At 32.7% G+C, this 17,239-nt stretch carries 17 protein-coding genes; 9 read left to right on the plus strand and 8 right to left on the minus strand.

The window, feature by feature from the left end; genetic code table 11:
- Positions 1-2: 2 nt before the first annotated feature.
- The 4 genes from ACNQF6_RS01800 to ACNQF6_RS01815 form a co-directional block, all read right to left on the minus strand.
- Positions 3-491, minus strand: a complete 489-nt coding sequence (locus tag ACNQF6_RS01800) for an IPExxxVDY family protein (RefSeq protein WP_417962686.1) — start codon at positions 489-491, stop codon at positions 3-5.
- Between the two features lie 114 nt (positions 492-605).
- Positions 606-1,346, minus strand: coding sequence for a ribonuclease III family protein (locus ACNQF6_RS01805; protein ID WP_417962688.1), 741 nt, complete (start codon positions 1,344-1,346; stop codon positions 606-608).
- 9 nt (positions 1,347-1,355) lie between these two features.
- On the minus strand, positions 1,356-2,609 hold the full coding sequence (gene fabF / locus ACNQF6_RS01810) for a beta-ketoacyl-ACP synthase II (protein ID WP_417962690.1): 1,254 nt from the start codon (positions 2,607-2,609) through the stop codon (positions 1,356-1,358).
- Between the two features lie 181 nt (positions 2,610-2,790).
- Positions 2,791-3,027: an acyl carrier protein gene (locus ACNQF6_RS01815; RefSeq protein WP_007137004.1), complete on the minus strand. Its 237-nt coding sequence runs from the start codon at positions 3,025-3,027 to the stop codon at positions 2,791-2,793.
- Positions 3,028-3,203: 176 nt separating this feature from the next.
- Between ACNQF6_RS01815 and purN the strand changes: the two genes are divergently transcribed.
- From purN to ACNQF6_RS01835, 4 genes are all read left to right on the plus strand, one after another.
- Positions 3,204-3,773, plus strand: a complete 570-nt coding sequence (gene purN, locus ACNQF6_RS01820) for a phosphoribosylglycinamide formyltransferase (RefSeq protein ID WP_417962692.1) — start codon at positions 3,204-3,206, stop codon at positions 3,771-3,773.
- A gap of 41 nt (positions 3,774-3,814) precedes the next feature.
- A complete protein-coding gene (gene rnhA / locus ACNQF6_RS01825; RefSeq protein WP_417962694.1) occupies positions 3,815-4,294 on the plus strand; it encodes a ribonuclease HI in 480 nt (159 codons plus the stop codon).
- 105 nt (positions 4,295-4,399) lie between these two features.
- Positions 4,400-5,323 (plus strand): PfkB family carbohydrate kinase, encoded by a 924-nt coding sequence (locus ACNQF6_RS01830; RefSeq protein ID WP_417962696.1) that lies wholly within the window; start codon positions 4,400-4,402, stop codon positions 5,321-5,323.
- Between the two features lie 132 nt (positions 5,324-5,455).
- The gene (locus ACNQF6_RS01835; protein ID WP_417962698.1) at positions 5,456-7,354 is read left to right on the plus strand and encodes an amidophosphoribosyltransferase; all 1,899 of its coding nucleotides are present in this window, start codon (positions 5,456-5,458) and stop codon (positions 7,352-7,354) included.
- Between the two features lie 321 nt (positions 7,355-7,675).
- Here ACNQF6_RS01835 and ACNQF6_RS01840 read toward each other — a convergent pair whose 3' ends face one another.
- Together ACNQF6_RS01840 and ACNQF6_RS01845 are read right to left on the minus strand one after the other, a co-directional pair.
- Positions 7,676-8,284, minus strand: a complete 609-nt coding sequence (locus ACNQF6_RS01840; protein WP_417962700.1) for a superoxide dismutase — start codon at positions 8,282-8,284, stop codon at positions 7,676-7,678.
- A 329-nt stretch (positions 8,285-8,613) separates the two neighbouring features.
- On the minus strand, positions 8,614-9,297 hold the full coding sequence (locus ACNQF6_RS01845) for a ComF family protein (protein ID WP_417962702.1): 684 nt from the start codon (positions 9,295-9,297) through the stop codon (positions 8,614-8,616).
- A 97-nt stretch (positions 9,298-9,394) separates the two neighbouring features.
- Between ACNQF6_RS01845 and ACNQF6_RS01850 the strand changes: the two genes are divergently transcribed.
- A complete protein-coding gene (locus ACNQF6_RS01850) occupies positions 9,395-10,936 on the plus strand; it encodes a glycine--tRNA ligase (protein WP_417962704.1) in 1,542 nt (513 codons plus the stop codon).
- Positions 10,937-10,994: 58 nt separating this feature from the next.
- Here ACNQF6_RS01850 and ACNQF6_RS01855 read toward each other — a convergent pair whose 3' ends face one another.
- Positions 10,995-11,531, minus strand: a complete 537-nt coding sequence (locus ACNQF6_RS01855; RefSeq protein ID WP_417962706.1) for a DUF3575 domain-containing protein — start codon at positions 11,529-11,531, stop codon at positions 10,995-10,997.
- 460 nt (positions 11,532-11,991) lie between these two features.
- On the opposite strand from ACNQF6_RS01855, the gene ACNQF6_RS01860 reads away from it, so the two are divergent.
- The 4 genes from ACNQF6_RS01860 (at position 11,992) to ACNQF6_RS01875 (ending at position 16,114) form a co-directional block, all read left to right on the plus strand.
- The gene (locus ACNQF6_RS01860) at positions 11,992-12,804 is read left to right on the plus strand and encodes a LytR/AlgR family response regulator transcription factor (RefSeq protein WP_417962708.1); all 813 of its coding nucleotides are present in this window, start codon (positions 11,992-11,994) and stop codon (positions 12,802-12,804) included.
- A gap of 176 nt (positions 12,805-12,980) precedes the next feature.
- Complete coding sequence (locus ACNQF6_RS01865; protein WP_417962710.1) at positions 12,981-13,262, plus strand: 3-oxoacyl-ACP reductase; 282 nt, start codon at positions 12,981-12,983, stop codon at positions 13,260-13,262.
- Positions 13,263-13,367: 105 nt separating this feature from the next.
- The gene (locus ACNQF6_RS01870; protein WP_417962712.1) at positions 13,368-15,416 is read left to right on the plus strand and encodes a tetratricopeptide repeat-containing sensor histidine kinase; all 2,049 of its coding nucleotides are present in this window, start codon (positions 13,368-13,370) and stop codon (positions 15,414-15,416) included.
- A gap of 2 nt (positions 15,417-15,418) precedes the next feature.
- Complete coding sequence (locus ACNQF6_RS01875) at positions 15,419-16,114, plus strand: response regulator (protein WP_417962714.1); 696 nt, start codon at positions 15,419-15,421, stop codon at positions 16,112-16,114.
- A 54-nt stretch (positions 16,115-16,168) separates the two neighbouring features.
- Here the strand turns inward: ACNQF6_RS01875 and thiL are convergent, their stop codons facing one another.
- Positions 16,169-17,215: a thiamine-phosphate kinase gene (gene thiL, locus ACNQF6_RS01880; RefSeq protein ID WP_417962716.1), complete on the minus strand. Its 1,047-nt coding sequence runs from the start codon at positions 17,213-17,215 to the stop codon at positions 16,169-16,171.
- Between the last annotated feature and the right edge of the window lie 24 nt (positions 17,216-17,239).

The raw sequence follows: 17,239 nt of genomic DNA on the forward strand, positions 1-17,239 counted from the left end.
TATTAAAAAATTAAATTGTTTTTTGATTTTATTTGATTTGTATCAACCGTATAAACTGTTGATACGTTATCTATGGTATTTAATAGTATCTGTATTTTTGATACATTCATAGTATCTTCATTGTTTTCTATTTTTAAGAAGTAATCTACTTTTTTAAATTCTGGAAGTAAAAAAACTTTTGTTGAAACTTCCATCATTACATTTGAAAATAAATTTAAAGTGCTCCCTTTTTTATATTGAATCACTTCATTTTTATTTTGAATCAAATTCCAAGAGACGTCTTTTTCGGCATCATTATAATAAAATCTCGAAAAATTTGTCTCTCCTTCCTTTATATTAATTTGAATTTCATTTTTACTTTTACTCAAATTTATAGGCAACTTTTGATTTATAAAATAAGCCAATCTATAGTCTTCTAATGAAGTATGAATAGCGATGAGATAGTAATCTATTTCGTCAAAGTCGCCAAGATCCAATTTATGAATTGCCATTTCATGAAAAAATAAGATGTAAATATAGTATTTCTATTGAAGCGTAGACCTCTCAAAATAAGATGTTTTTGTTAATTTATGAACGAAAACGATATAGTTTTGTGAAAATTGATATTATTTTCTATCCATTTTTTCTTGAAATGCAAAATAAGCGCGTTGGGATGCTTTTTCTTCGGCTTTCTTCTTTGAGGTTGCTCTTGCTCTTGCAATCACTTTGTCATCAATGCTCAGTTTTACACCAAATAAACGCTGACCATCAATTGCGTTATCTTCGAAAATATCATAATGAAATATTTTCTTTTCTTTTTGGCACCATTCTATTACCAAACTTTTATAACTAATTACTTTTCCTTCGAGTCTAGCGATATCTACGTAAGGAATTATAACTCTTTTTTGAATGAATTTTTCACAATATACATAACCTCTATCCAGATAAATTGCTCCTACGAGTGACTCAAAGATATTACCATGTATGTTTTCTCCAAAATGCTGTATCGGCACTTTGCTTTCTATGTATTGTATTAAGTTTAGGTCTTTCCCTAATTCGTTCAAATGTTCTCTACTTACAATTTTTGAACGCATTTTAGTAAGATAACCTTCGTCTCCAGCGGGCGCTTTGCTAAATAAATGGGCTGCAATTACGGAGCTTAGCATCGCGTCACCTAAAAACTCTAATCGTTCATAATTAATTGGATTTCCTAAAACATCTAATCGATTTGAGGAACGATGCGTGAAGGCTTTCTTGTAATTGTCTAAGTTTACTGGGTCGAAACCCAAGATTTTCTGAATAGAATCAAAAAAAATCCCGTCTTCTGGAGAACGGGATTTTGAAAATATTTTTCTGATTATACGCATATATAATTATTAGATTTCTAATTTTTTTACCAATACACAAGCATTGTGACCGCCAAAACCAAAAGTATTACTCATAACAACATTCATTTCTCTTTTTTGAGCTTTGTTGAAAGTAAAATTTAATTTAGAATCAATGCTTTCGTCATTTGTAAAATGATTTATTGTAGGTGGTACAATTCCATGTTTCATGGAAAGAATTGAAGAAATTGTTTCAACAGCACCTGCTGCGCCAAGTAAATGACCCGTCATGGATTTTGTTGAATTTAGATTCATTGTATATGCATGATCGCCAAAAACATGAAGTATAGCTTTGGATTCTGCCATATCACCTAAAGGTGTTGAAGTTCCGTGCATATTTACTCCGTCAACATCGGTTGGTTTTAAACCAGCGTCTCTCAAGCAGTTAAGCATTACATTTTTAGCACCTAATCCATCAGGATGTGGTGCAGTAATATGATGGGCATCTGCTGACATACCACCACCGCCAATTTCGCAATATATTTTTGCGCCACGAGCAATAGCATGTTCGTATTCTTCAAGGACTAGAGCACCAGCACCTTCTCCTAAAACAAATCCATCACGGTCTTTATCCATAGGTCTGGAAGCTGTTTTTGGATCGTCATTTCTTGTTGATAAAGCATGCATGGCGTTAAATCCACCCATGCCTGCTATAGTAACGGCAGCTTCAGATCCTCCGGTTACCATAGCATCTGCGTGACCTAATCTAATATAATTGAAAGCATCAATAATAGCATTTGTAGAAGAAGCACAAGCTGAAACAGTTGTGAAATTAGGTCCTCTAAAGCCATATTTTATTGAAATATGACCACCAGCTATATCGGCAATCATTTTAGGGATGAAGAAAGGATTAAATTTTGGGGTACCGTCACCATCAGCAAAATTAAGAACTTCTATTTGAAAAGTTTCTAATCCGCCTATTCCAGATCCCCATATTACTCCCACTCTGTCTTTATCTAATTTTTCAAAATTGAAACCTGCATCATTTACAGCTTCGTCAGATGATACCATTGCGTATTGTGCATATCGGTCCATTTTTCTAGCCTCTTTTCTGTCTAAGAAATCTTCAGCATTAAAATTTTTCAATTCGCATGCAAATTGAGTTTTAAATTTTGAAGCGTCAAAATAAGTGATTGGAGCAGCTCCACTAACGCCGTTAATAAGTCCGTTCCAATATTCTTCAATGTTATTTCCAATGGGTGTAAGAGCGCCTAAACCTGTTACAACAACTCGTCTTAATACCATAAATTCTTTATTTTTGTTATCTTTAAACAAATAAAACCCATGCTTTCTTTACTGTATTACTATTACGAAAGAGCCATGGGTATTACAATAAATATAGTTTTGATTGAAATTCAATCTCGAATTTAATTTTAAAAAAAATAATAACACCCGTAAGCAAGATTGCAGACGGGTGTGTAATTTATTATTTTTTAGCTTCCTCGATATAAGAGATTGCTTGACCTACAGTAGCGATGTTTTCTGCTTGATCGTCTGGAATTTGAATGTCAAATTCTTTTTCGAATTCCATAATAAGCTCAACAGTGTCTAATGAGTCAGCTCCTAAATCATTAGTGAAGCTTGCTTCTGTTACAACTTCGTTTTCGTCAACACCTAATTTGTCTACGATAATCGCTTTTACTCTTGATGCAATGTCTGACATAATCTTTAATTTTAGAATTTAATTTGTTGGCAAAAATAAAAAACTTTATTTTAAAACAACTATTTAGTTAATAAATGTGACATCTAATTTATGAAATTTATTTTAACAAAGCTGTCGCAATGTTATTTATTTTCGATTTTTATGCCTTTTTTTGTGCAATTAAAATTTGATAGGTTATGAAAAAAATTGTGATTTTTGCTTCTGGATCGGGTACGAATGCTGAAAATATCATAAAGTATTTTGCAAAAACAGAAATTGGAACTGTCGAAGCGGTGTTTACAAATAACCAAAGTGCTCAAGTGATTGAAAGAGCAAAAAACTATGGAGTTCCATCCATTATTTTCTCAAAAGATGAATTAATTGAAGGAATTGTATTACATAAAATAAATAAAATCCAGCCTGATTTGATTGTTTTAGCAGGATTTTTATTAAAATTTCCCGAAAATATCATTACAGTCTATCCAAATAAGATCATAAACATTCATCCTGCATTACTGCCAAAATATGGCGGAAAAGGAATGTATGGTATGTATATCCATAGAGCAATTGTTGGTAATAAAGAGGTGGAAACAGGAATAACCATTCATTTTGTTGATGAAAATTATGATGAGGGTAATATTATTTTTCAAAAAAAGGTAGCCTTGTCGGGCGACGAAACACCAGAAGAAGTGGCCGGAAAAATTCATGAATTAGAACAAAAATATTTTCCGGAGGTAATCGAGAAATTGTTAGAAAAGCTATTATAATATTATAAAAATCTAATAATCTCTAAGTTTAGAAATCTAAAATGGAACATGACGTACATATATACACTGATGGCGCTGCCAAAGGAAATCCAGGGAATGGTGGTTATGGAATAGTAATGGAATGGGTAGGGAAACCGTATAAGAAAGAATTTTATGAAGGTTTTCGTCGGACTACCAATAATAGAATGGAATTGCTGGGGGTAATTGTAGGTCTCGAAAAATTGAAAAACCCGAACACTAGAGTTTTAGTGGTATCTGATTCTAAATATGTAGTAGATTCAGTAGAGAAAAAATGGGTTTTAGGTTGGGAGAAAAAAGGTTTTGTTGATAGGAAAAATTCCGACTTGTGGAAACGTTTTCTAGTTGTTTATAGAAAACACAAAGTAAATTTTAAATGGATTAAAGGACATAACAATCATATTCAAAATGAAAGATGTGATGAATTAGCCGTTATGGCTTCGATGCAAAAACAACTTTCTGTCGATGCTTTCTATGAAAAAGAAGAAGGAAAGTTGTTGTAAAGTGATGTGATTCAGTGAAATAAATTGGCAAAACTTTACAATAAAGACCCTTTGCAACTTTACAAGTTATAAACTATCTTTGCGCCTTAATTCGAAACTCAGAAAATGAATAAATTATTGATTGTTGGAAGCGTTGCTTTTGATGCCATAGAAACGCCTTTTGGCAAAACTGATAAAATTTTAGGTGGAGCTGCGCCTTATATAGGACTTTCGGCTTCTTTTTTTAATTTACAATCTGCCATAGTTTCTGTAGTTGGCGATGATTTTCCACAAGAATATTTAGATTTATTAACAGCAAGAAACATTGATATTTCAGGCCTTGAAGTTGTCAAAGGCGGCAAAACTTTTTTTTGGAGCGGTCTTTACCATAATGATTTGAATTCAAGAGATACATTGGCAACGGAACTTAATGTTTTGGGTGATTTTCAACCAAGAGTTCCTCAAAATTATAAAAATGCTGATGTGGTGATGCTAGGAAACTTACATCCATTGGTACAAAGCAGTGTTTTGGATCAAATGGAAAGCAAACCAAAATTAGTAGTTTTAGACACTATGAATTTCTGGATGGATTGTGCTTTACCAGAACTGCTTGATGTAATGAAACGTATTGATGTAATCACGATTAATGATGAAGAAGCAAGACAGTTGTCTGGAGAATATTCTTTAGTGAAAGCAGCAGCAAAAATTCATGAAATGGGACCGGAATATGTGGTGATAAAAAAAGGAGAGCACGGTGCGCTTTTGTTTCATAAAAAAGAAGTATTTTTTGCTCCAGCATTACCATTAGAAGAAGTTTTTGATCCAACAGGAGCTGGAGATACTTTTGCAGGCGGATTTGCCGGATTTATAACGCAAAGCGAAAACATCTCTTTTGAGAACATGAAAAATGCCGTTATATATGGTTCTAATTTAGCTTCATTTAGTGTGGAAAAATTTGGAACAGAAAGGATGGTTAATTTAGATAAACAGGAAGTTGTGTCCAGATTGAAACAATTCAAATCACTGACACAATTCGACATAGAATTATAATGCACTGAAACCTCGGAAACGAGGTTTTTTTGTTAAATAAAATTAGCAGGGAATTACATCTGATTTATCGATTTTTTTTAAATCAGTTCAATTTATTTTTTAGAATAACACAACAACACAAACAACCTTACAATGAGCGATGCTTTAAAACACGAGTGTGGTATAGCCTTAATTAGACTACTCAAACCGCTTGAATTTTATAAAGAGAAATACGGAACTGCTTTCTACGGAATACAAAAAATGTATCTTCTTATGGAAAAGCAGCACAATCGCGGGCAAGACGGAGCAGGTTTTGCAAGCATAAAACTAGATGTAGAACAGGGAGAACGTTATATTAGTAGAGTTCGTTCTAATCATGCGCAACCTATTCAAGATGTTTTTGCTCAAATAAACGACAGAATAAATGAGGAAATGGCTGCTCATCCAGAATATGCGGATGATGTAGCGCTTCAAAAACAAAAAATCCCATATTTAGGAGAATTGTTTTTAGGACACGTGCGTTATGGGACTTTTGGTAAAAACAGTATTGAAAGTGTTCATCCTTTTTTACGTCAGAATAACTGGATGCACAGAAACTTGATTTTGGCCGGAAACTTTAACATGACGAATGTTAAAGAACTTTTTCAAAGTTTAGTTGAACTAGGTCAGCATCCAAAAGAAATGGCGGATACGGTTACCGTAATGGAGAAAATTGGTCATTTCCTGGATGATGAAGTGACTGATTTGTATCAAGAATGTAAAGTTAATGGATTGACAAAAAGAGAAGCTTCACCAGTAATTGCTGAAAAGCTGGATGTAGCTAAGATTTTGAGACGTTCGTCTAAAAGCTTAGATGGAGGTTATGCTATGGCAGGACTTTTGGGGCATGGAGATTCATTTGTGTTTAGAGATCCTGCAGGAATTCGTCCCGCTTATTTTTATCAAGATGATGAAATAGTTGTAGTGGCTTCAGAAAGACCTGTAATTCAAACTGTTTTTAATGTTCCTTTCGAAAAAGTTCAAGAAATTGAACCTGGAAACGCATTAATCATCAAGAAAAACGGAACGGTTTCTATGCAGGAAATTCTTCCGCCAACGGTTAAAAAAGCTTGCTCTTTTGAGCGAATTTATTTCTCCAGAGGAAGTGATGCCGAAATATATCAAGAAAGAAAAAATTTAGGAAAACTTATTTTGCCTGCCGTTTTAAAATCAATAGACGAAGATACAGACAATACCGTTTTCTCTTATATACCAAATACGGCCGAGACTTCATTTTATGGATTAGTTGAAGCGGCTCAAGATTTCTTGAATCAAAGAAAGAACAACTATATTCTGGAAAATAAAGATACTTTGACAAAAGATACTTTGCAGGAATTACTTTCAGTAAAAATCCGTACCGAAAAAGTAGCCATTAAAGACGCTAAATTAAGGACCTTTATTACAGAGGATAGCAGTCGGGATGATTTAGTAGCTCACGTATATGATGTTACGTATGGTGTTATAAAACCCACGGATAATTTGGTAATAATTGATGATAGTATTGTTCGAGGTACAACCTTGAAAATGAGTATTATCAAAATGATGGATCGTTTGAATCCAAAGCGAATTGTTGTCGTGTCATCAGCGCCGCAAATACGCTATCCGGATTGTTACGGAATTGACATGGCAAAACTAGAAGGTTTGGTCGCTTTTAAAGCAGCTTTAGAATTGCTTAAAGAAAGAAACTTATACCATATTGTTGATGAAGTATATGTGAAATGTAAAGCACAAGAAAACTTCAAGGACATTGATGTCGTAAATTACGTAACAGCAGTATATGCGCCTTTTCAGCCACAAGAGGTTTCAGATAAAATTGCACAAATGTTGAGCTCTTCGGAGATAAAAGCCGAGGTGAAAATTATTTTCCAAACCGTAGAAGATTTGCATATTGCATGTCCTAAAAATTTAGGAGATTGGTATTTTACGGGAGATTATCCTACCCCAGGAGGAAACCGCGTAGTAAACCGAGCATTCATGAATTTCTATGAAGGGAAAGATGCCAGAGCGTACTAATATAGCCGATGATGGGTTTTTAATCGGTTTTCTAAGTTGTTCATCTAATTTATTTGGTGACAACTGACAACTGATATAGATTTGAATTACCATAACATTAGTAGGTTAAGTTTATGGTAGATTTGGGGCAAAAAAGGTGGAGGAAATTCCACCTTTTTTATTGGAATAAAGTCAAAGCCCCTTAGCCCCCGAAGGGGGAATAAACAACAAGCATACAAGAATAAATTTGTGGACCAGCAAAAAATATAGCCAAGAAAAAAGACTAATAAAATCTTTCTTCTTGGCTATTGTGCTAATTCCCCCTTTGGGGGTTTAGGGGGCTTATTTCTCTAGAGCGTATCTTCTAGCCACTTCAGTCCAGTTAATTACACTGAAAAAAGCTTCAATATAATCTGGTCTTCTGTTTTGATAATGCAAATAGTAAGCGTGTTCCCAAACATCCATTCCTAAAATTGGAGTTCCGCCACAACCTACACCAGGCATTAATGGATTGTCTTGGTTTGGAGTTCCACAAACATCTACTTTCCCACCTTTATGAACACAAAGCCAAGCCCATCCAGAACCAAATTGTGTTGCTCCAGCTTTGCTGAAACTTGCTTTAAACTCTTCAAAAGTTCCAAAAGCAGCTTCAATAGCAGCCAATACATCTCCAGTCGGAAGTCCACCACCATTCGGTGTCATTACAGTCCAATACAAGTTGTGGTTGTAAAAACCACCACCGTTGTTACGAACTGGCATATTTTTCATATCAAGATTGATCAAAATATTTTCAATCGTCTTACCTTCCATATCCGTCCCTGCAATAGCAGCATTAACGTTGGTAATGTAAGCGTTGTGATGTTTCGTATGATGAATTTCCATCGTGCGCGCATCAATATAAGGTTCTAATGCGTCGTACGCATAAGGTAATTGTGGTAATTCAAAAGCCATAATATGATTGTTTAATGATTTATAAAAATTTATCCAAATTTAAACATTAAACTTTGGAAACGGAAATTCTATTTCGTTATAATTTCATTAAATTAATTGATAGTGTGCTCTTTGGGATTGTAACGGACTTATTTTCAGGAGCTATTTCCTGCTTTTCGTTAAAATCTTTTTATTCGCCGAAAAGGCTCATAAAAGGATTTTCACTTCAAACGAAGTTCACTGAACTCCAATGAGTGTAAGAGTTAGGTGAAGTAATCAGGGCTAAAAAACGTTGTGCTCTAAATTGTCATTTTGTTTTAAATACCCGTTTTAGAAATAAAATTCCCAAATTATGATTGCGCCATTGCCATACAAACGATACTGATTTTTGCATTGGGAATTTTCAGTAAAGCACGCGAACAGGCTTCTAATGTAGCTCCAGTTGTAATAACGTCATCTATTAAAAGGAAATGCTTGTGGTGGTCTTTTTCAGTAAAAGCAACATCAAAAATGCTTTCAATACCTTCTGTTCTTCCTGATAAGTTTTTCTTGGATTGCGTTTTTGAGTACACATTCCGAACCAAAAGCGAATCATTATAATCGATATTTAAACTCGAAGAAAGTGCTTTTCCAAAAGCAGTAACTTGATTGTATCCTCTTTCTTTTAATTTTCTTCGGTGCAATGGAACTGGAATAATTTCATCTACAGACTCTAGTAATCCGATTGTTTTTAAATCTTCGGCGTACCATTCACCAAGAATTGCACCTACTTCCTCATGTCCTTTGTATTTCAAATTATGAATGAGTTCTTGGACAATTCCCTTTTTATGGAAGTAAAATAATGCCGAAGTATGTACTACGGGAATTCGTCCATAAAATTTTTTGAAAGCATCATTTTCTGGATTCAAGTGATGATGAGTCAGCGGAATCTCGTGTCTGCAAACCGTGCAAATTGCATTTTCATTAGACAATAAAAAAGAGTTGCAACCGGAACAGACTTTTGGAAAAAAGAGATTAATAATGCTTTCAAACATGTAATCAGGGATTTATTTATAAAAATAGACAAATCAATGCTTCAATCTTTAATAATTTTCTTTTTTTTAAGTTCACTTTTTATATTTTTGCACTATTATGGCAAAACAAGAAGATTTATTTAAGAATGTAATTTCGCACGCAAAAGAATACGGATTTATTTTTCCGTCAAGCGAAATTTACGATGGTTTAAGTGCAGTCTATGATTATGCACAAAACGGAGTAGAATTAAAAAAGAACATACGCGAATATTGGTGGAAAGCAATGGTTCAAATGAACGATAACATCGTTGGTCTTGACGCGGCAATATTGATGCATCCAACGACTTGGAAAGCATCGGGTCACGTAGATGCCTTCAATGATCCATTAATTGATAACAAAGATTCAAAAAGAAGATATAGAGCCGATGTTTTGATTGAAGATTATGCTGAAAAACTAAATCAGAAAGCAATCAAAGAAATCGAAAAAGCCAGAGCTCGTTTTGGAGATGCGTTCAACGAACAGGAATTTGTAACAACAAATGCCCGTGTGATGGAATACAAATCCAAAGAAAGAGAAATTCTGGAAAGAATGGCTCGCTCTCTTGGTAACGAAGATTTGGAAGATGTAAAAGCATTAATTGAAGAATTAGAAATTGCTTGCCCGGAATCAGGTTCAAGAAACTGGACCGAAGTACGTCAATTCAACTTGATGTTTGGGACAAAACTTGGAGCTTCAGCGGATTCAGCAATGGATTTGTATTTACGTCCGGAAACAGCTCAAGGTATTTTTGTTAACTTCTTGAATGTTCAAAAATCAGGAAGAATGAAAGTTCCTTTTGGAATTGCACAAACTGGGAAAGCCTTCAGAAATGAAATTGTTGCGAGACAATTTATTTTCCGAATGCGTGAGTTTGAACAAATGGAAATGCAATTTTTTGTACGTCCAGGCGATGAAATGAGATGGTACGAGCATTGGAAAACAGCTAGACTTAATTGGCACTTGTCACTTGGTTTAGGAAAAGAAAATTACCGTTTTCACGATCACGAAAAATTAGCACATTATGCGAATGCAGCTGCTGATATTGAGTTTAACTTTCCTTTTGGATTCAAAGAATTAGAAGGAATTCACTCAAGAACTGATTTTGATTTGAAAGCACATGAACAATTTTCAGGTAGAAAATTACAGTATTTTGATGCCGAATTGAATCAGAATTACGTTCCTTATGTAGTGGAAACTTCAGTAGGATTAGATAGAATGTTCTTGGCAGTTTTTGCAACTTCGTTAAAAGAAGAAACTTTAGAAGATGGATCTACAAGAACAGTGCTAAAATTACCGTCGGTTTTGTCTCCAACAAAAGCAGCCATCTTACCATTGGTAAAGAAAGACGGATTACCAGAAATCGCACACAAAATCATTGACGATTTACGTTGGGATTTCAATGTTTCCTATGATGAAAAAGATGCAGTAGGAAGACGTTATAGAAGACAAGATGCTTTGGGAACTCCTTTCTGTATCACAGTAGATCACCAAACTATCGAAGATCAAACGGTAACCATTCGTCACAGAGACACTATGAAACAAGACCGTGTAGCAATTGCGGATTTAAAATCAATTATCGAAAATGAAGTTTCGATGAAAAATTGGTTGATGAAAATGTAATCACACATTCATTTATATAAAAAGGGCTTCTCGATTGAGAAGCCCTTTTTAGTACGTATTAAAATCGGTAGCCTAGTGTTATTCCACCTCGTCCAACAATCTCTGGACTATTATCACTAAATAAATTGCGTCCTATTCCAGCATTGATTTCAAAGACAAATCCTTTTCTGTGAATCCATTTAGATCCTAAGCCAAAACCAAGAGCAAAGTCAGCTCCTGTTTCATCTGCTACAAAATTAGTTACAGTCGTTCCATTTTCATAATAGTATGTTGTGTAGCCGTGGTCTATGTATGAATTAAACATTGCAAAACCTTCTACAAAAAATCCAGCAGCAGGTTTTTTACCAAAATAAGCGCGATAATATGGAGTTAGACTTAAGTTAGTTTCAAAATCATCTTCAGACACAAAGAATAAGGAAACTCCAAGTCCAGTATCTTGATTAATAATTCGTTCATAATTAATTTCAACTGCGCCCAGTACTAAAAAAAGTGCATTTCCTTTTAATTCATTTTTTTTAAAATCTGTTGTTTCTTTTTCTTGGCTAAAACCCAATAAAGATGAAGTTAAGCAAATTAAGACAAATATTTTTTTCATAGGGTTAATTTTTCGCATAAAAGTAAGATAAATTTGTAAAAAAAGTATTTTTAGTTATCATTTTTTTGTCGGTTAATTCGGTTACAATAAATAGTATTTGATGTTGTTACTCTTTACGTAATTAACACTAGAAGGAACCTCCTTTCTAAGAGATTTTTTATGATAGTAACGAGGTGTTTTTTGCGTGGTTCACTAGATAATTTTTATTTTTAACTGGTTTAAAAATAAAAATAACGCTCTTTATCGGATATATTTGCACTTCGTCTCAATGTGTCAACATTTGTTAAAAACATATTAACAACCTATAAGAAAAAATTGTTAAATTCTTATTTTTAGAATGTTAAATAGAAATTTTCTGTTTAACTAGTTTCCCAAAACTACCATTGCTACTGAACAATTTAAAGTATATTTTACTTTAAACTTATAATGTAATGCCTAACAATTCCAGGAAAAACCATTGATGAATTATTCGTACATTATTATTGACGACGATCAAGAAAGTGTTTTGAAAACTAAAGCCATAGCTGATAGTTTTTCAGAACTTGATTTTGTAGCATCGGCTAATAATTATGAAGAGGGTTTGAATCTAATATTAGAACATACTCCACAAATAATTTTTTTGGAAATCGACCCAGTTAATGTGGCCAGTAATTTGTCATTGACTTTAATTAATGAGTTATACAGATATTTGAAAGTAATTCCTAAAATTATCATCACAACGGCTAGGAAAGATTTAGCTTTTTATGCTATAAAGTATGAGGTTTTCGATTATTTAATAAAACCATTGGCACGAATAGATGTTGTAAAATCGGTTTTAAAATTAAACAAATCAATTGCCACTAAAGAATTTTTTTTAGAACAGTCATCAGTTGCTGATAAAGAACCGACAGTTTTAGTTAGACAAGAAAAGCCAAGTCAAGATCAGCCTCTAATTCTGTGTATCAAATCCTATGGTGATTACAGGTATATTGATGCTAAAGATATTTGCTATTTTCAAGCTGATAATAATTCAACGGATATACACCTAAATAATGGAGAAATGATAACAGCTTTCAAGACATTAAAGCATTTTGAAGGTGTCTTATCATTTCCTTTCATTAGAATTCATAACAGTTATATAGTCAGTCGTAATTATATTTCTAGGATTCATAGTGGGAATTCAGTATGTTATATTAAGAACAGTGCTATGAAACTTCCTTTCTCCAAATCATATAAAGTAAATATCGACCTAATTATTTCTGATTTTTCCAATGGAAATTATCTGGAAATTTAAAAAACAGTCATCCACTGTAATTTGATGGTCATTCACTATCAAACAGCCGTATTTTACCATAAATGCCTTTTTTTGTAGGAATTTTTGAAGTTGTCTCTGTAGTTTTACGGAAGAAACCAAAGTTATCGTGGTTCAAAACAAGTAAAACAAAACAACAACATAAAAACCTCAAAATTATGAAAAAAGCAATCTTAACAATCGGATTATTCTCTTTAGTGATGGTATTAACATCTTTTACTACGCGAGAAAAAACTAATACAGTTTTAACAAATTCTTTTTCAGTAGATTTAACAGGAGGAGCTAGTGTTGGAGGAAACAAAAAAATTGATTTAACAGGCGGAGCTAGTGTTGGAGGAAATAAAAAAATAGATTTGACAGGCGGAGCTAGTGTTGGAGGAAATAAAAAAATAGATTTAACAGGCGGAGCTAGTGTTGGAGGAAACAAGAAAATTGATTAAATTTTTTAAATTTAATTTAAAAATAATAATAAGGCTATCAAATTTTTGATAGCCTTTTTTTATGTCAATAGTTTTAGTATTTTTGATGAAATTCAAAATTAATTATTGAAAAAGACTTATAACATATATAAAGTATTATTGCTGGTTTTTGTTTTGTTTGGTTGTTCCAAAAAAAATGAAATAGGGAATAATGTAATAACGTCTAAAGACAGTCTTTCATCGTATCTAACTTTAGCAAATGACTTTCAATCAACTAGAGAGAAGAGAGAACAGTTTAATCGGAAAGCGTTAAACATTATTAAACTCCAATCAAATGACTCTTTAAATAGAGTTAATTTGTTCAGAGTTGCCAACCGTTATTATAACATGGATAATTGGAAGGATTTTAAAATTACAGTAGATCTAGTTCTAGAAAATTCAGTTAGTAGTAAGGACTCTGTAAACATAGCTAAGGCTTATACTTATTTAGGAGACTATTACAGTACACAAACCATCTCAGAAAGTGCTTTTTTAAATTATTCCAATGCTGAAAAAATTTATGATAAATTAGACGACACTTATAATTTAGCTAAAACGCGTCTAAGTAAAGCTTATCTAAGATATGGTGAAAATGATTTTTCGGGAAGTGAATTAGAAGTGTTTGATGCTTTACGCGTTATAAAAGGTGAAAAAGCTAATGATATTTTATATGAGTCCTATAATTTATTGGGCGTAATATATAATGAAATTGGAGAATATGATAATGCCATTACTTACCATAAAAAAGCCTTGTCTAGTATAGATGATAATGTAATAGCATTACAGTTTCAATCAAAAGCGACTTCTCTGAATAATATGGGGCTAGTTTATCAAAATTTAAATGAACATAAACAAGCTAAAATCAATTTTCAGCAAGGATTAGAGCAACAAAATTTAAGTATTGATAAAGTTTCTTTATATGCTATGTTGTTGGATAATTTAGCTTATTCTAAAAGTAAATTAAAAGAGACTGATGGTCTTCCTGATATGTTTTACAAGTCCTTAAAAATTAGAGACAGTCTAAAATTAACGACGGGTATTTTTCTGAATAAAATTCATTTATCAGAATATTTTGCTTCCAAAAAAGATACTGTTAAAGCAATAAATTATTCTAAAGAGGCGCTTGAACTTTCTAGAAGAACTAAAAACTTCAGAAATGTTTTAGGAGGTCTTAAACAATTAGCAATTATTGAGCCCAAAAAAGCATCAGTTTATACTAAAGAATATATTCACATCAATGATAGTTTGCAAAAGGCGGAACGGAGTATGGGGGAAAAATTTACCCGCATAGAATATGAAACGGATCAAATAGAGAGTGAAAATACTGATTTAGTAGAGCAGAATAGGAACTTAGTTTATATCTTCAGTGGATTAGCGATGTTGGGATTATTTACTTTCGTAATTAAAACGCAGAAAGCTAAAAATCGAGAGTTACTGTTCAAACAACAACAGCAAAAAGCAAATGAGGAAATTTATAATTTAATGATTTCGCAACAGAATACCATTGAGGGGATTAGAATTAAAGAGAAAAAAAGAGTGGCTCAAGAATTGCATGATGGAGTTTTAGGGAGAATGTTTGGTATTCGGATGAACTTAGATAGTTTAAATAAAATTCACGACGGAACTGCTGTTGAAAAAAGAAACAACTACTTAACAGAGTTGAAAAGTATTGAGCAGGATATTCGTGAAATTTCTCATGATTTAAATAGAGAAAAATCAGAATTAATTAATAACTTCGTTGCTATTGTAGATAATTTACTTGAAGAACAGAAAAAGACATTTAAGTCAAAATTAGTTTCAATTATTGACTCAGGTATAAAATGGGAATTAGTAAGTAATTCAGTCAAAATAAATTTATACAGAATTATTCAAGAGTCACTTCAAAACATTAATAAGTATGCTGAAGCAAATACTATTAAAGTAGAACTTAAAAAAATGGAAGATGATTTATTTTTAACCATAAGTGATGATGGTAATGGATTTGATGTAAACAGATCAAAAAAGGGCATTGGTTTGCAAAATATACAATCTCGCACCATAGAATGCAATGGAACGGTTGACATAAAATCAAAAAAAGGAAATGGAACAATTATTACAATTGCAGTTCCATTTGAAAACAAACAAATACTTACATAGAAATGACAATTGCCTCAGATGTAAAGACAACAACTAAAAATAATATATTAATCGTTGATGATCACCCTTTTATTATTGAAGGATACAAAAATGCGATTACAAGATATAATCCTCAAGAATTTGAATTTTTAATTAGTCAGGCCAAAGATTGTGAATCGGCGTATAATATCATTACAAACCCAGATACTATAGCTTTTGATATTGCTTTTTTAGATATTAGTATGCCTTCTTATGAAGAAAAAGGCATTTATAACGGCGAGGATTTGGCAAGATTGATATCGGAATTTATGCCAAACTGTAAAATAATTTTGCTTACTATGTATACAGAATTATTAAAGATAAAAACGATTATCAAAACTATAAATCCTAACGGATTGGTCATAAAAAATGACTTAACATTTGATGAGTTACTTTTCGCCTTTGATAAAGTTATAAAAAATGAAAAATATTATAGTCAGTCGGTTCTAAAAATGTTAGCCCAATCGGAAGAAGATAGTGTAGAAATTGATCAATTTGACAAAGAAATTTTATTTCATATTTCTAAAGGAACTAAGCTGAATGATATCCCGCAATATATTCCAATTTCATTAGGAGCTATTGAGAGAAGAAAAATAAAATTAAAAGAATTATTAAAAATAGAAAAAGGCAGCGATATTGATTTAGTTCGAGAAGCCAAAAATAAAGGATTGCTTTTTTAAATTTCTTAAATAAAAAATGACACTTAATAAGTGTCATTTTTCTTTGATGAAGTTTTATTCAGTTAAAGCGTCCCAACCACGAGCTTTTAAAGCAATTTTGGTATTCGCTCGAGTAACTAAATGGATTCCTTCACTCTCTTGTGTCATATGGCCAATAATTGTGAAATTTGGATTTGCTTTGATTTTTTCAAAATCTTCCATAGCAATGGTGAAAAGCAATTCGTAATCTTCTCCGCCATTTATTGCTACTGTTGTACTGTCAATATTGAATTCTTCACAAACATTAATAAATGTAGGGTCGATAGGTAATTTGTCTTCATATAAATTACAACCCACTTTAGACTGTTTGCATAAATGCATAATCTCAGATGATAATCCATCAGATATGTCAATCATTGAAGTTGGTTTTATTTCTAAAGCGTGCAATAAAGTACGAACATCTTTTCGTGCTTCTGGTTTCAATTGACGTTCGATTAGATATGTATAAGCATCTAAATCTGGTTGTGAATTTGGATTAACCTGAAAAACTTGCTTTTCACGTTCCAAAACTTGTAATCCCATGTAAGCAGCACCAATATCTCCGGTAACCACTAATAAATCAGTTTCTTTGGCACCGTTTCTATAAACAATCTCGGCTGCATCTGCTTCTCCAATGGCAGTTATACTGATGATTAATCCTTTTTGAGACGAAGTGGTGTCACCACCTATAACATCTACATTATATTCACGGGCTGCATGCGTAATTCCAGCAAATAATTCATCTAATGCTTCCAAAGGAAAACGATTAGATACCGCTATAGAAACTGTGATTTGTGTTGGCTTTGCATTCATGGCGCAGATGTCAGAAACATTGACCACAACAGCTTTATATCCTAAATGTTTTAAGGGCATATAAGCCAAATCAAAATGTACGCCTTCAATCAACAAATCAGTTGAAACAACTACTTTTTTATCTTTGAAATCCAAAACGGCAGCGTCATCGCCAATCCCTTTTAAAGTCGAAGGTTGGTTGATTTCAAAGTTTTTTGTTAAATGATCTATCAATCCAAATTCTCCTAATTGAGCAATACTTGTACGTTGTGGTGTTTTATCTTCAATCATTATTTTAATTGTTTTTGAGGTTGC

Origin of the sequence: Flavobacterium pasteuri (assembly GCF_048286615.1) — a bacterium.
Taxonomy (GTDB): domain Bacteria; phylum Bacteroidota; class Bacteroidia; order Flavobacteriales; family Flavobacteriaceae; genus Flavobacterium.

What these genes read in the sequence shown, in the direction of transcription:
- ACNQF6_RS01855 (WP_417962706.1), bottom strand. Translation starts at nt 11,531, where the DNA reads ATGAAAAAAATATTTGTCTTAATTTGCTTAACTTCATCTTTATTGGGT.
- ACNQF6_RS01875 (WP_417962714.1), top strand. Translation starts at nt 15,419, where the DNA reads ATGACAATTGCCTCAGATGTAAAGACAACAACTAAAAATAATATATTA.
- ACNQF6_RS01840 (WP_417962700.1), bottom strand. Translation starts at nt 8,284, where the DNA reads ATGGCTTTTGAATTACCACAATTACCTTATGCGTACGACGCATTAGAA.
- ACNQF6_RS01805 (WP_417962688.1), bottom strand. Translation starts at nt 1,346, where the DNA reads ATGCGTATAATCAGAAAAATATTTTCAAAATCCCGTTCTCCAGAAGAC.
- ACNQF6_RS01845 (WP_417962702.1), bottom strand. Translation starts at nt 9,297, where the DNA reads ATGTTTGAAAGCATTATTAATCTCTTTTTTCCAAAAGTCTGTTCCGGT.
- ACNQF6_RS01830 (WP_417962696.1), top strand. Translation starts at nt 4,400, where the DNA reads ATGAATAAATTATTGATTGTTGGAAGCGTTGCTTTTGATGCCATAGAA.
- ACNQF6_RS01800 (WP_417962686.1), bottom strand. Translation starts at nt 491, where the DNA reads ATGGCAATTCATAAATTGGATCTTGGCGACTTTGACGAAATAGATTAC.
- ACNQF6_RS01850 (WP_417962704.1), top strand. Translation starts at nt 9,395, where the DNA reads ATGGCAAAACAAGAAGATTTATTTAAGAATGTAATTTCGCACGCAAAA.
- purN (WP_417962692.1), top strand. Translation starts at nt 3,204, where the DNA reads ATGAAAAAAATTGTGATTTTTGCTTCTGGATCGGGTACGAATGCTGAA.
- fabF (WP_417962690.1), bottom strand. Translation starts at nt 2,609, where the DNA reads ATGGTATTAAGACGAGTTGTTGTAACAGGTTTAGGCGCTCTTACACCC.
- ACNQF6_RS01865 (WP_417962710.1), top strand. Translation starts at nt 12,981, where the DNA reads ATGAAAAAAGCAATCTTAACAATCGGATTATTCTCTTTAGTGATGGTA.
- rnhA (WP_417962694.1), top strand. Translation starts at nt 3,815, where the DNA reads ATGGAACATGACGTACATATATACACTGATGGCGCTGCCAAAGGAAAT.
- ACNQF6_RS01835 (WP_417962698.1), top strand. Translation starts at nt 5,456, where the DNA reads ATGAGCGATGCTTTAAAACACGAGTGTGGTATAGCCTTAATTAGACTA.
- ACNQF6_RS01815 (WP_007137004.1), bottom strand. Translation starts at nt 3,027, where the DNA reads ATGTCAGACATTGCATCAAGAGTAAAAGCGATTATCGTAGACAAATTA.
- ACNQF6_RS01860 (WP_417962708.1), top strand. Translation starts at nt 11,992, where the DNA reads ATGAATTATTCGTACATTATTATTGACGACGATCAAGAAAGTGTTTTG.
- thiL (WP_417962716.1), bottom strand. Translation starts at nt 17,215, where the DNA reads ATGATTGAAGATAAAACACCACAACGTACAAGTATTGCTCAATTAGGA.